Here is a 13,168-nt window from a genome sequence, read left to right as displayed (position 1 = left end):
CCGGGTGCCCACTCCGCTTCGCCCCGCGGATCCCCAGCCTCCTTTGCGCCTCGGCTCGCTCACGCCAGTTCCTTCGCGATCTGCGGGTACGGGCGCATGAACGCCTCGGCCATCGTCTTGTGCGCCAGGCCCAGGTTGGGGCCGGCGTTGCGCTTGAGCTGGACACCCCGGCGGACGGCGAGGTCGGTGTAGTAGTCCCACAGGTGCTGCTGGGCGCCGAGGCACTCCATCGCCTTGCGCTTGGTCTCCCAGACCTCGGTGATGTCGAGCAGGACCTCGGGCCGGAAGCCGCTCATCTCCGGCTGGTGCGGCTCGAAGCAGAAGACCGGCGGCGCGCCGATGATCTCGCCCTCGCCCGGGTAGCCGATCGCCTGCGCGAGGACACGGGCCTCCAACGCCATGCGGTGGGCGGCCGGGTGGTCGCCGTTGTACGGGTCCTCGGCGGGGTGGGTGAGGACGACGTCCGGCTGGGTGGCCCGGTAGACGGCGACGAGGCGGTCGGTGAGCTCGGCGGAGGCCACGAGGGGGTAGTCGCCGGCGTCGAAGAAACGGACCTCGGCACCCAGGGTGGCGGCGGCGCGCTCGGCCTCGTCACGACGTATCGCCTTGATCTCGTCGAGCGTCCTGCCCTCACGCCACGCCTTGGCGGACTCGCCGCGCTCGCCGAAGGTGAGGCAGGCGATGGTGATCTTCTCCCCGCGGGAGGCGGCCAGGGCGATGGCGCCGCCCGCGCGCCACACGAAGTCCCCGGCGTGCGCGGTGACGACGAGGGTCGATCGGGGTGATGGGGGTCCCCCCGCGCGAGCGCCGTCGGGCATGGGGGAATCGGCGGGCGCGTTGGCCTGGGTCATTCTCAGATCTCCTCGGTGACAGGTGGGCGCCCGCCCCGCGCAGCCGTGATCAGTCGCGCAGCGCCTCGATCACGCTGGTGAGGTGGGCGCGGACGGCCCGATCGGCCGCCTGCGGATCCCTGGCCCGGATCGCTTCGATCATGGTCAGGTGCTCGTTCAGGGATTGCTGCGGCCTCCCCGGCCTCAGCGCCAACTGGAAGCGGTGACGCACCAGTTGGGCGTTCAGCCGCTCCAGCAGCTCCTGCGCGGTCCGCTGGCCGGAGAACTCCCGGATACGGAGGTGCAGTTCGTGGTTGAGCTCGGAGTAGGTGACCGGTTCGCCGTCGGCGACGGCCTTGGTCATCGCCGTGCCGAGTTCGGTCAGCCGGAGCAGCTGCTCGTCGTCGGCCGTGACGGCCGCCTTCGCCGCGCACAGTCCTTCGAGGACCATGCGGCACTCGGTGATGGCGACCGCTTCGTCCACGGTCACCACCCGCACCCGCGAGCCGCGGTTGCGGATCCGCTCGACGAGTCCCTGGGACTCCAGGTCGATGAGTGCCGCGCGGATGCTGGCCCGCGTCACACCGAACTGCTCGGCGAGCTCGTTCTCCACCAGCCGCTGCGCCGGTGCCATCTCGCCGTGCAGGATCGCCTGCCGCAGCTGCGCCAGCGCATGCTGTTTGGCCTGCTCCCCGGTGCTCGGACGGGCTTCTTTCGGCATGGTTGCCCTCCCTGAGTGAGTGCGTATCGAACCTAAATCTAGCGAAACAAGATTGTCAACAATTTTGTCCGCCGTATTGCCCGCGGACGCCAACGGGCCCGCGGGCAGACGCTGCGGGACAGGCCCCGGGTGCTACTTGATGACCGCGTTCGCCACGACGACGATCACGCCGAGCAGCGCGTCCACCGCTCCGATCAGCACCGCGACCGCCCAAGGGCGGCGGGACCAGCGCGCCGTGACCAGACCCAGGGCGAACAGCAGGGAGACGTTGAGGGCGAACGCCGGGTACTCCACCCCGTTCGCCGGCCACCAGCCCCAGCCCGCGCCCGCGAGCACCAGGACCGTGGGCAGCACGGCCGCGACCAGCGGCCACTCCTCGACGAGGGTGCGCAGCGCGTCCCCGCGGCGGTGCGGAGCGCGCTCGGCGATGTAGTGGGCGTAGCCGTGCGCGAGCGCGGAGGCGAGGGCCGTGACCAGCAGCCAGACGGCGTCGTAGCGGCGGCTGTCCCGGGAGGTGTGCCCGTACTGGGTGAGCGCGGCGACCATCGAGCTCGCCAGGACCGCGCCGTAGACACCGCCGAAGAGAAGGGCCTCGCGCGGGTCGTGCCGGTGCGGGTCGTGCCGGTCCGCCGCCGCGGTGTCGTCCGCCATGGGCTCCACGATCACCCGGTCCCGCACGGCCCGCCAGTGGTGACGAAACCCGCTCCGAACTGCGCCGATGCCGTGCCGAGCCGCCGCTGAGGCGTACCCGGTCAGTCCCTGGGCGGGGGCGCCGTCGTCCCCCGGACCTCCAGGCTCGGCGCGGCCAGGTGCAGGCGCCCCTCTCCCCCGGGCCGTTCGAGACGGTCGAGGAGGCAGCGGGCGGCCCGGCGGCCGACCTCGTGGCCGGCGCCGTCGACGGTCGTGAGCCACACATGGCGCAGCCGGGAGATGCTGGTGTTGTCGTAGCCGACCACGGACAGGTCGCGCGGCACGCGCAGGCCCAGTTCCTCGGCCGCCGACAGCACGCCCACCGCCGTCATGTCGTTGACGGCGAACACGGCCGTGGGCCGGTCGGCGCGGGCGAGCAGGCGGACCGTGGCCCGGTAGCCGCCCTCCTCGGTCATGTCCCCCGCCTCGACCAGCGCCCCGTCGGCCGGCCCCCGCGCCCCCATCGTGGCCTCGAAGCCGCGTCGGCGCAGGTCGGCGACGGCACCGTAGCCCGCGAGGTGGGCGATGCGGCGATGCCCGAGTCCGACGAGGTGCTCGGTGACCAGGCGGGCGCCGTGCTCGTCGTCGTTCGCGACCAGGTCCACCCCGGCCGGCACCGGCTCACGGGCCCCCGCGACGACGACCGGCATCCGGGCGGCGACGGTCTCCAGGGCCGCCGGGTCGGGCAGGGTGCCGACCACGACCAGCCCGTCCGCCCCCAGGTCGAGGAAGGGGCCGGCCGGATCCTGGCCGACGTGGCGGTTCAGCCGGGCGTCGGCGAGCAGCATGTGCAGACCGCTCGCATGCAGCAGGGAGTTCAGGCCGTCCAGGAGGTCGACGTACCAGGGGTTGCGCAGGTCGTGCAGCAGGACGCCGACCGTTCGGGTGCGCTGCTCGCTGAGGCTGCGCGCGGCCGCGTTGGGCCGGTATCCCAGCTCGCGCACGGCCCGCAGGACGGCCTCCCGCTTCTCGGCGCGCACCTGGCCGGAGCCGCGCAGCACGAGGGAGACCAGCGACTTGGACACTCCGGCCCGGTCGGCGACGTCACGGATGGTCGGCGGTCTCATGGTGTGGACCGTTCCATGCGAGCCGCGGGTTGTCAAAGGTCGGCGAAGGAGCTTGACACTCTCGGGAAAACGCCCTCAGGGTGGCCTGGACAGGAAATGGACCGGTCCAAAGAGGGGCTGTCATGGTGGATGCGCTCGGAGTCGCCGTCGTCGGGTTCGGCTGGATGGGCCGGGTGCACACCCAGGCGTACGCCCGCGTCCGGCACCACTATCCGCGGCTGGCCCTGCGTCCGGAGCTCGTCGCCGTCGCCGAGGAGGTGCCCGGCCGGGCGGAGGAGGCCGCCGACCAGTTCGGCTTCGCCGCCACCACCCGCAACTGGCGCGAGGTGGCCGCCGACCCGCGCGTGCGGGCCGTCAGCATCACCGCGCCGAACTTCCTGCACCGCGAGATCGGTGTCGCGATGGCCGAGGCCGGCAAGCACATCTGGATCGAGAAGCCGGTGGGCCTCACCCCGCAGGACGCCCGAGCGGTGGCGGACGCGGTGGCCAAGGCGGGCGTCCAGGGCACGGTCGGCTTCAACTACCGCAACGCGCCCGCCGTGGAGACGGCCCGCGACCTGATCGCCTCCGGTGACCTCGGCGCGGTCACCCACGTCCGCGTCCGCCTCTTCAGCGACTACGCGGCCCACCCGGACGGCGCTCTGACCTGGCGGTACGAGCGGGAGCGGGGCGGCAGCGGGGTGCTGGGCGACCTGGCCTCGCACGGCGCCGACCTGGCCCGCTTCCTGCTCGGCGACATCACCTCCCTGACGGCCGACACCGCGGTCTTCGTGCCCGAGCGGGCGCGCCCGACCGGTGCGACGGCGGGCCACAGCCGTGCCGCCGGCGGCGAGCTCGGCCCGGTCGAGAACGAGGACTACGTCAACTGTCTGCTGCGCTTCGCCTCCGGCGCCCGGGGCGTGCTGGAGGCCTGCCGGGTATCGGTCGGCGAGCAGAACAACTACGGCTTCGAGGTGCACGGCACCAAGGGCGCGGTGTTCTGGGACTTCAGGAGGATGAACGAACTGGGCGTCAGCCGGGGCACGACGTACCAGGACCAGCCGGTCAGCACGGTGTACGTCGGCCCGGGCGACGGCGAGTTCGGCGCGTTCCAGCCGGGCGCGGCGAACGCCATGGGCTACGACGACCTGAAGGTGGTGGAGGCGTACCGGTTCCTGCGCTCGGTCGCCGAGGGCGCCCCGCACGGGGCGACGCTCGCGGACGCCGTGCACAGCGCGACCGTGCTGGAGGCGATGACCCGGTCCGCGAAGAGCGGCTCATGGGTGGACGTGCACCCGTAGGGGTGGTGATGGGGACACCCCCGGTTCGGTCCTCAGGCCCAGGGACTGCGCGCCCCGGGAACGGCAGGCTTCAGGGGTCGGCAAACGCGAGTACGAACCCGCGGACGCCGGCGCCGAATCCGTCACGCCGAGAACTCGGGGGACCCCCATGTCCGAAGTCGCCGCCCGCCGTCTGACCGGCCTCGCCGCCGTCGTCGCCGCGGTCGCCCTGATCGTCCAGGTGCCGCTGTACTTCATCTACGACGGCCCGCCGCCGGACGGCAACGTGCTGTCCCGGCTGCTCATCGGGATCGTCGCGCTGGCCTCCCTGGTCGTGTTCGTGACGGCGTTCCGGGAACTGGTCGGGCGGGTGAGTCCCGCCCATGCGTGGGTCGGCTCAATCGCCTTCTCCACCGGCCTCGTCTACGCCACGATCACCCTGGTCTCGATGGGCCTGGAGGCCGGCGCGGTCATCGCCGTCGACCACCCGATCGACCCGACGATCGACGTCAGCGGCACCTACATCCTCTACGGGTCGATCTCCCGTCTCATGCTGGCGCTCTTCCTGACCGCGCTCGGGTACGCCGTCTCCCGGACCCGTCTGCTGCCGCGCTGGACCGGACGCTCGGCGTACGTCCTGGCCGGGATCAACCTGGCCTTCGTGCCGTCGCTGTTCTTCGGCAACGACCCCGCGTTCTTCTACGCGGCGAACGGCTGGGGCACGACCGCGCTGATGGGGGCCGTCCTCAGCTACTGGCTGCTGGCCGTGGGCGTCGCGACGTACCGCGGCGCGGCACGCGTCACCCCGGTGGCCGAGTCACCGGCCGTCCGGCACTGAGCAGCGCACAGCCCGCGCCCCGGGCGGCGGCCCGCCTCAGCCGGCCGCCGCCTGGGGCGGCATGTTGTACGGGGTGACCACCTGGATCGCCGACGGCAGCATGGGCCCGGCCGGCGGCAGCGCGCCGTGGGCCCGCATCACGGTGTGGCAGGCCTCGCGCACGTCGTGGCGCAGGTCGTGGTGGAGGACGGCGGACAGCCGGTGCTCGCGCAGCAGCCGGGTGTTGTCGTGGTCGAGGTCGTGCGCGACGAACACGGCGCACTCGCGGCCGAGGTCGGCGAATGCGCGCAGGGTGGCGATGTTGCCCCCGCCGATGGAGTAGACGGCGCGGATGTCCGGATCGCGTTCCAGCGCGGCCCGCACGAGGTCGTACTGGGTGGCGTCCAGCCCCTGCCCCTCGGCGATCTCGACGAGCACCCGCTCGGGATGGCGGGCCCGCATCACGCTGCGGAAGCCCATCTCGCGCTCCTCCTCGTTGCGGAAGAAACCGCTGCTCAGGCTCGTCAGCACATTGCCGGGGCGGTCGCCGAGCCACTGGCCCATGAGGTAGGCGGCGGTGGCGCCGGCGGCCCGGTCGTCGATGCCGACGTAGGCGAGGCGGGCGCTGGCGGGCAGGTCCGTGACGAGGGTGACGACCGGGATACCGGCGGCCACCAGCCGGCCGACGGCGGCCATGATCTCGGGGACGTCCGGCGCCTTCAGGATCACCCCTTGCGAACCGCGCCGGGCTATCCGGTCCAGGGTGGCTACCTGCTCCTGCACCGGTCCGGTCTCGCGGAAGTGGAAGCGCGAGCGCAGCACGGCCGGGTGCAGGGACGGCAGCTCGGCCTCCAGGGCGGCCCGCACGGCGGTGGTGAATCGTTCCGGCGCCTGCATCACGATGTCGATCATGAAGGTGCGGCCGACGAGTCTGACCTGGGTGCGCTGGCGGTCCAGGTCGGCGATGGCCCGCTGGACCTCCTGCGCGGTGGACTCGCGCACCCCTCCCCTGCCGTTGAGGACCCGGTCGACGGTGGCCTCGCTCAGACCCGCCTGACGTGCGATCTCACGGATGGGAAAGGGGTGACCCACGGAAGGCTCCTGGGAGGTGTGTCGGGAGGTCTGCTGGAAGGTCTGCCGGGAGGTCGGCTTGAAGGGTTTTTGATGGCTGTCTGCTGGTTGCTCGACGGTTTTGTCATGACAAGAATGGCAGCGCTGAGCCGCCATTGTCATCGAAGGGACGACGATGTCCTTCACCTCCGTGCCGGGCCGTGCCGGGAACCATGCCTGGCTGACCGAGCAGGACTGCGACCTCGACTCCTTCCGCCCGCTCGTCGAGCGCGGTACCGACCTCGCCGACTTCCCGTACGCCGCGGGGGTCGAGGAGAACGTCCTCGTCTACGACAGTGAGCGCCTGCGCGCCGCCGGAGCGGACCGTGCGGTGCGCGCCGAGCTGGTGCGGGCCCTGACCGACGGTCCCGGCGTCGTCGTCTTCCGGGGCGCCTTCCCCGATCCGGCGGTCGTCGACCGGACCACCGCCGTCTTCGACGCGCTCATCGCCGAGCAGCACGCCTCGGGCGCGACCGCCGGCGACCACTTCGCGAAGCCCGGCGCCAACGACCGCGTCTGGAACGCCCTGGAGAAGGCCGCCCTGTACGACGCGGAGGCGTTCGCCGACTACTACGCCAACGACGTCCTCGCGCTGGTCTCCCGAGCCTGGCTCGGCCCCGGCTATCAGGTGACCTCACAGGTCAACGTGGTCAACCCGGGCGGCGCGGCGCAGAGCCCGCACCGCGACTACCACCTCGGGTTCCTCTCCAACGACGCGGCCGCCGCCTACCCGGCGCACGTCCACCGCCTCTCCCCGGTGCTCACGCTCCAGGGCGCGGTCGCGCACTGCGACATGCCGGTGGAGTCCGGCCCCACGCTGTACCTGCCGTACTCGCAGACGTACGAGCCCGGCTACCTGGCGTGGCGGCTGCCGGAGTTCCAGGAGTACTTCGGCAGCCGCCACGTCCAACTGCCCCTGGCGAAGGGCGACGCGGCCTTCTTCAACCCGGCCGTCCTGCACGCCGCCGGCACCAACCGCACCACCGACGTACGACGGATGGCCAACCTGCTCCAGGTGTCCTCGGCCTTCGGGCGCGCGATGGAGAGCGTGGACCGGGAAGCGGTGGCGAACGCGGTCTTCCCCGTCCTGCTGAAGCGGCGGGCGCAGGGCGTGGGCGAGGAGTGGCTGGAGCGGGTCGTCGCGGCGAGCGCCGAGGGCTATCCGTTCCCCACCAGCCTCGACAACGACCCGCCGGTCGACGGCCTGGCCCCGCCCGCACAGGCGGACGTCGTGCGACGGGCGTTGCACGAGGAGTGGACCCCGCAGGCGCTCCGCGACGAGCTGCGGGCCGGCGCCCAGCGGCGCACCAGCTGAAAGGAATCTCCGCACATGGGACTTCTCGACGACAAGGTCGTCCTCGTCAACGGCGGCAGCCAGGGGGTCGGCGCGGCCGTCGCGCGGGCCGCGGTCCGCGAAGGCGCGCTCGTCGCCGTCACCGGACGGCGCCCGGAGCCGGGCGAGGCTCTGGTGGCGGAACTGACCGCCGCGGGCGGCAAGGCACTCTTCGTACGGGCCGACCTGGCGGACGCCGAGCAGGCGAAGGCGTCGGTGGCCGAGACGGTGGCCGCGTTCGGCCGGGTCGACTGCCTGGTCAACTCGGCCGGGCTCACGTCTCGGGGCACGCTCCTCGACACCACGCCCGAGCTGTTCGACCAGCACATCGCGATCAACCTCAAGGCGCCGTTCTTCGCCATGCAGGCGGCGGTGGCGGACATGCTGGCCCGTGAGGCGCCCGGCACGGTCGTCAACATCATCACCTCCTCGGCGCACGGCGGTCAGCCCTTCCTCGCGCCGTACGTCGCCGCCAAGGCCGGCCTGGTCGGTCTGACCCGCAACGCCGCGCACGCCCACCGCTTCGACCGGGTCCGGATCAACGGCCTGAACATCGGCTGGACGGCCACCGAGGGCGAGGACGCGACACAGAAGTCCTTCCACGGCGCCGGGGACGACTGGCGCGAGCAGGCCGCCGCGCGGCTGCCCATGGGCAAGCTGGGCCAGCCGGACGAGATCGCCGACTTCGTGGTCTTCCTGCTGTCCGACAGGTCGGGCGTGGTCACGGGTTCGGTGATCGACTGGGACCAGAACGTGCTCGGCGGACTCGACTAGACCTCCTCCTCCCCTCCCCTTCGCTCGCCCCCGGCAAGACCCTCAAGGAGCTGCACCCCCATGCGCATCGGAATCCTCGGCCTCGGCCGCATCGGCGCCTTTCACGCCGAGACCCTCTCCGGACTCGACGCCGTCGAGTCGCTCGTCGTGACCGACCCGTTCGCGGAGGCCGCCAAGAACGCGGCCGAGCGGTTCGGGGCCGAAGTGGTGGACTCGCCGGAGGCCCTGCTGGCCGCCGGTGTGGACGGCATCGTCGTCGCCGCCGCGACCGACGCCCACCCCGCCCTGATCCTGGCCGGTGTCGAGGCCGGCATCCCCGTCTTCTGCGAGAAGCCGGTCGCCAAGACGATGGCCGAGGGCGTGGAGGTCCTCAAGGCCGTCCAGGGCTCCGCCGTCCCCATCCAGATCGGCTACAACCGCCGCTTCGACGCGGGCTTCGTCGCCGCGCGGGCGGCCGTGCGGGCCGGCGAGCTGGGCACGCTGCACACGGTCCGCTCCACCACGCTGGACCCGGCGCCGCCGCCGGCCGCGTACATCGCCGCCTCCGGGGGCATCTTCCGGGACTGTTCCGTGCACGACTTCGACATCATCCGCTGGGTCACGGGCCGCGAGGTGACCGAGGTGTACGCGGTCGGCGGCAACCGGGGCGCCGACTACATCAAGGAGGCGGGCGACGCCGACACCACCGGCGCGATCCTCACCCTCGACGACGGCACCATCGCAGTTGTCTCCAACTCCCGCCACAACGCCCGGGGTTACGACGTACGGATGGAGATCCACGGCTTCACGGACTCGATCGCCGTGGGCCTGGAGGACAAGCTGCCGCTGCGTTCTGTGGAGCCCGGGGTGACCTTCCCGGCCGGCACACCGCACGACTTCTTCATGGACCGCTTCACCGCCGCCTACCGCGCCGAACTCACCGCCTTCACCGAGGTCGTGGCCGGCACCCGCCCCTCCCCCTGCACGATCGAGGACGCCCTGGAGGCGGGCTGGATCGCGGAGGCCTGCACGCTGTCCCTGCACGAGCACCGGCCGGTGACGATCGCGGAGGTACGGGCCGCCTGATGAGCCTGCGTGAAGGGCGAGCGGGGAAACCGTCCCCGCTCGCCCTTCACGACTCTCACAGGCCGTAGCGAACCGCGAACTCGTCCGGGTCGTAGGCGTCGCGCGCCGGGTCCCGGGGAATGGCCGGCCGCTCCTCCACCGTGTCCTGCGGGCGCACCCGCTCCGGCAGCGCACCGAACCTGGCCCGGCGCCCGGCCTCCGCGGTGTCGGCCTGCTCTTCTTCCTGCATCTCACCCTCCCCGTCCACTGCTCCACACACCTCGCACCGTCTTGAACGTTCTCACTGCGCCGCCGGTTCCGCCGGCAGGTCGAAGACGTGGTCCGGGGAGATGATCGTCGTGATCGCGTCGCCGAACAGGGTGCTCGGCTCCTGGTTCTTGTAGTTGATGTCGGTGTTCAGCACGACGACGAGGGTCGCCCGCGCCGACGGCAGATAGACCGTCAGCGACTCGTAGCCGGGCAGCGAGCCGTTGTGGCCGATCCAGCCCTGCACGTTGAAGAGGCCGAGACCGTATCCGGCGCCCGGGATGGGGGTGGGCGGTGTGGTCAGCCGCTGCTTCTGGGTGGCAGGGCTGATCATCCGGTCACCGTCGGGCAGTACGCCGGTGGCCACGGTGCGCGCCCAGATCCGCAGGTCCTCCAGAGTGGAGATCATCGCGCCGGCCGCCCAGCCCCAGGAGGGGTTCCAGTCGGCCGAGTCCTCGACCTTCCCGGTCGCGGTCTGGTTCGTGTAGCCCTGGGAGTGCGGCGTCGGGAACTCGTTGCCGGTCGGGAACAGGGTGTCGTCGAGACCGGCGGGATCCAGGATGTGCTCGTGGATGTAGTCGTTGAGATGCGAGCCGCTCATCTTCTCGACGACCAGGCCGAGCAGGATCAGGTTGGTGTTGCAGTAGTAGAACTTCTCGCCCGGCGGGAACAGCACGGGGTGCTTGAAGGAGTAGTCGAGCAGCTGCTGCGGAGTGAACGGCTGCTGCGGGTCGGTCGTCAGCGCCTTGAAGAAGTCCTCGTCGGCGGAGTAGTTGAACAGTCCGCTGCGCATGCCGGCCAGCTGCCGCAGGGTGATCCTGTCGCCGTTCGGCACGCCGTCGATGTACTGGTCGATGGTGTCGTCGAGGCCGATCTTCCCCTGGTCGACCAGTTGGAGGACCGCCGTGACGGTGAACGTCTTGGTCTCGCTGCCGATCCGCATGAAGAGGTCCGGAGCCATCTCCTGACCGGTGCTCTTGTCGCGGACGCCGAAGGACTTCACGTACCGGCCTCTGTCGGGCGTCCAGATGCCGACGGTCGCACCGGGCACGTTCGCCTGCTTCATGACGCGCTGCACGGCCTCGTCGACCTGCTGCTGCACGGCGGGGGTGAGTTCGACGACGCCGTCCCCCGAGGAGGACGGCGAGGGTGGTTCGGTGGCAGTGGCGACGGCGGCGGCCGAGGAGGGCAGTGCCATCGCCCCGCCCGCGGCCGGCACCAGCAACGCCCCCACCGCGGTGACGACGACGAATCCCCTGCGCAGTCGAATGTACGGGTGTGTCATGGGCTCGCTCCCGCAGTCAGGAGGTTTGCGCCGCAGGCCACAGCCGCACCGAGGGGCACGGGCCGCGTGCGGCCCATCACCACCACCATACGAGCGCGGGCGCGCCGCCGCCTGTCGGCGACGGCGCGACGCGCCTGGTCAGCGACCCGTCATGCCCCGCAGGACCGCAGGAACTTCCGGGTACGCACCGCGATGGGCAGCGGCGCGTCCGGCTCGCACGGGTACATGTCCTGCTCGACGATCGCGAACAGTTCGACGCCCAGCCGCTGCGCCGCGACCAGGACCGGCTCCAGCTCCGGTACGCCGGACGGCGGTTCGCACATCACCCCGCGCTGGACGGCGGGCCCGAAGGGCACCTCGTTCTTGACGACGTCGGCGAGGATCTCCGGGTCGACCTGCTTGAGGTGGAGATAGCCGATGCGTTCGCCGTAGGTCTCGATCAACTGGACGCTGTCGCCGCCGCAGTAGGCGTAGTGACCCGTGTCCAGGCAGAGGTTGACCAGTTCGCTGTCCGTGGAGTCGAGGAAGCGTTCGACGTGGTGCTCGGTGTCGATGTGCGTGTCGGCGTGCGGATGGACGACGAGGTCCAGACCGTACGTCTCCTTCACCTCGTGGCCCAACCGTTCCATGCCCTTGGTGAGATGGGCCCACTGTTCGCCCGTCAGCTCCGGCGGCTCCAGGATCTCGGCCGTCTTGTCGTCCCGCCAGAAGGACGGGATGACGACGAGGTGCCTGGCACCCATCGCCTGGGTGAGCGCGGCCACTTCGCTCACATGCGCCCAGGTGGACTCCCAGACGGAGGGGCCGCGGTGCAGGCCGGTGAAGACCGTGCCCGCCGAGACGCTCAGCCCCCGCCGGGCCACCTCGTCGGTGAGCCGGGCCGGGTCGGTCGGCAGATAGCCGTAGGGGCCGAGCTCGATCCAGGAGTAGCCGGCCTCGGCGACCTCGTCCAGGAAGCGTTCCCAGGGCACCTGTCGAGGGTCGTCCGGGAACCACACGCCCCAGGAGTCGGGGGCCGAGCCGACGCGGATGCGGTCGAGAGCGTTCACCATGTCAGGGCCTCCCCTCTGCCGGGCCCGCCACGGGAGCGGTGAGGTCCTTCTCCTCCGGGAGCTTCTCGACGTCCACGCCACGCACTTGCGCCAACTCGTGTTTGAGGGCGGCGAGTTCGGTGCCGCCGGCCATGTGGTTGGTGAGTTCTTCGAGGCTGACCTGGCTGCGGTCGGCGGAGAGTTCCATGGTGCCCAGGCGCAGGACGCTGAAGTGGTCGCCGACCATGTAGGCGTGGTGGGGGTTGTGGGTGATGAAGATGACGCCGAGGCCGCGGTCGCGGGCGGCCGCGATGTACTTCAGGACCACGCCGGACTGCTTGACGCCGAGGGCGGCGGTGGGCTCGTCCAGGATCAGCACGCGGGCGCCGAAGTAGACGGCGCGGGCGATGGCCACGCACTGGCGCTGGCCGCCGGAGAGGGTCCCGATGGGCTGTTCGAGGTCGTCGAGGACGATGCCCATCTCGCGCAGTTCGTGGTCGGCGGTCTTCTTCATCCTCTCGATGTCGAGACGGCGCACGGGCCAGGGGCCCTTGGTCATCTCGGAGCCGAGGAAGAAGTTGCGCCACACCGGCATCAGCGGCACGGTGGCCAGGTCCTGGTAGACCGTGGCGATGCCCTTGTCGAGCGCTTCGCGGGGGGTGGAGAAGCGCACCGGTTCGCCGTCGACGAGGAACTCGCCCTCGGTGTGCTGGTGCAGTCCGGAGATGATCTTGATGAGGGTGGACTTGCCGGCGCCGTTGTCGCCCAGGACGCAGGTCACCTTGCCGGGGTGGACCTTCAGGTCGACGCCGTGCAGGGCACGGATGTTGCCGTACGACTTGCCGGCGTTGCGCAGCTCGACGAGCGCGCGGTCGCCGTCCTCGGGGACGGTGTCCGCGATGATCGCGCCGTGCGTGCCGGTTCCGTTGCTGGTGGTCAT

General features: G+C 71.4%; 14 protein-coding genes. 5 read left to right on the top strand and 9 right to left on the bottom strand.

Going from position 1 to position 13,168, the window contains the following annotated elements:
- Positions 1–59: 59 nt before the first annotated feature.
- The 4 genes from OG289_RS43050 to OG289_RS43035 all read right to left on the bottom strand — a co-directional run bounded on the left by OG289_RS43050 (position 60) and on the right by OG289_RS43035 (position 3,308).
- Positions 60–851 (bottom strand): PIG-L deacetylase family protein, encoded by a 792-nt coding sequence (locus tag OG289_RS43050; RefSeq protein ID WP_442819035.1) that lies wholly within the window; start codon positions 849–851, stop codon positions 60–62.
- A gap of 49 nt (positions 852–900) precedes the next feature.
- A complete protein-coding gene (locus OG289_RS43045) occupies positions 901–1,551 on the bottom strand; it encodes a GntR family transcriptional regulator (protein ID WP_327319436.1) in 651 nt (216 codons plus the stop codon).
- A gap of 132 nt (positions 1,552–1,683) precedes the next feature.
- On the bottom strand, positions 1,684–2,202 hold the full coding sequence (locus tag OG289_RS43040; RefSeq protein WP_327319435.1) for a hypothetical protein: 519 nt from the start codon (positions 2,200–2,202) through the stop codon (positions 1,684–1,686).
- 101 nt (positions 2,203–2,303) lie between these two features.
- Positions 2,304–3,308: a LacI family DNA-binding transcriptional regulator gene (locus tag OG289_RS43035; protein ID WP_327319434.1), complete on the bottom strand. Its 1,005-nt coding sequence runs from the start codon at positions 3,306–3,308 to the stop codon at positions 2,304–2,306.
- Positions 3,309–3,430: 122 nt separating this feature from the next.
- On the opposite strand from OG289_RS43035, the gene OG289_RS43030 reads away from it, so the two are divergent.
- Both OG289_RS43030 and OG289_RS43025 read left to right on the top strand, forming a co-directional pair.
- On the top strand, positions 3,431–4,588 hold the full coding sequence (locus OG289_RS43030; RefSeq protein ID WP_327319433.1) for a Gfo/Idh/MocA family protein: 1,158 nt from the start codon (positions 3,431–3,433) through the stop codon (positions 4,586–4,588).
- A gap of 148 nt (positions 4,589–4,736) precedes the next feature.
- Positions 4,737–5,405: a hypothetical protein gene (locus OG289_RS43025; protein ID WP_327319432.1), complete on the top strand. Its 669-nt coding sequence runs from the start codon at positions 4,737–4,739 to the stop codon at positions 5,403–5,405.
- A gap of 36 nt (positions 5,406–5,441) precedes the next feature.
- Here the strand turns inward: OG289_RS43025 and OG289_RS43020 are convergent, their stop codons facing one another.
- Positions 5,442–6,476 carry a LacI family DNA-binding transcriptional regulator gene (locus tag OG289_RS43020; RefSeq protein WP_327319431.1) on the bottom strand — a complete coding sequence of 345 codons (1,035 nt, stop codon included), beginning with the start codon at positions 6,474–6,476 and terminating at the stop codon, positions 5,442–5,444.
- A gap of 154 nt (positions 6,477–6,630) precedes the next feature.
- On the opposite strand from OG289_RS43020, the gene OG289_RS43015 reads away from it, so the two are divergent.
- The 3 genes from OG289_RS43015 to OG289_RS43005 are packed head-to-tail and all read left to right on the top strand — an operon-like array spanning position 6,631 to position 9,666.
- Positions 6,631–7,809 carry a phytanoyl-CoA dioxygenase family protein gene (locus OG289_RS43015; RefSeq protein WP_327319430.1) on the top strand — a complete coding sequence of 393 codons (1,179 nt, stop codon included), beginning with the start codon at positions 6,631–6,633 and terminating at the stop codon, positions 7,807–7,809.
- Positions 7,810–7,824: 15 nt separating this feature from the next.
- A complete protein-coding gene (locus tag OG289_RS43010; protein WP_327319429.1) occupies positions 7,825–8,601 on the top strand; it encodes an SDR family oxidoreductase in 777 nt (258 codons plus the stop codon).
- Between the two features lie 60 nt (positions 8,602–8,661).
- Positions 8,662–9,666, top strand: a complete 1,005-nt coding sequence (locus tag OG289_RS43005; protein WP_327319428.1) for a Gfo/Idh/MocA family protein — start codon at positions 8,662–8,664, stop codon at positions 9,664–9,666.
- Positions 9,667–9,721: 55 nt separating this feature from the next.
- Here OG289_RS43005 and OG289_RS43000 read toward each other — a convergent pair whose 3' ends face one another.
- The 4 genes from OG289_RS43000 to OG289_RS42985 form a co-directional block, all read right to left on the bottom strand.
- Complete coding sequence (locus tag OG289_RS43000) at positions 9,722–9,895, bottom strand: hypothetical protein (RefSeq protein ID WP_327319427.1); 174 nt, start codon at positions 9,893–9,895, stop codon at positions 9,722–9,724.
- Positions 9,896–9,946: 51 nt separating this feature from the next.
- On the bottom strand, positions 9,947–11,197 hold the full coding sequence (locus OG289_RS42995) for a serine hydrolase domain-containing protein (protein ID WP_327319426.1): 1,251 nt from the start codon (positions 11,195–11,197) through the stop codon (positions 9,947–9,949).
- A 149-nt stretch (positions 11,198–11,346) separates the two neighbouring features.
- Positions 11,347–12,249 (bottom strand): sugar phosphate isomerase/epimerase family protein, encoded by a 903-nt coding sequence (locus OG289_RS42990; RefSeq protein WP_327319425.1) that lies wholly within the window; start codon positions 12,247–12,249, stop codon positions 11,347–11,349.
- Position 12,250: 1 nt separating this feature from the next.
- Positions 12,251–13,168: an ATP-binding cassette domain-containing protein gene (locus OG289_RS42985; RefSeq protein WP_327319424.1), complete on the bottom strand. Its 918-nt coding sequence runs from the start codon at positions 13,166–13,168 to the stop codon at positions 12,251–12,253.

This window comes from Streptomyces sp. NBC_01235, assembly GCF_035989285.1.
Lineage (GTDB): Bacteria > Actinomycetota > Actinomycetes > Streptomycetales > Streptomycetaceae > Streptomyces.
This window is presented reverse-complemented; position numbering and strand designations above follow the sequence as displayed.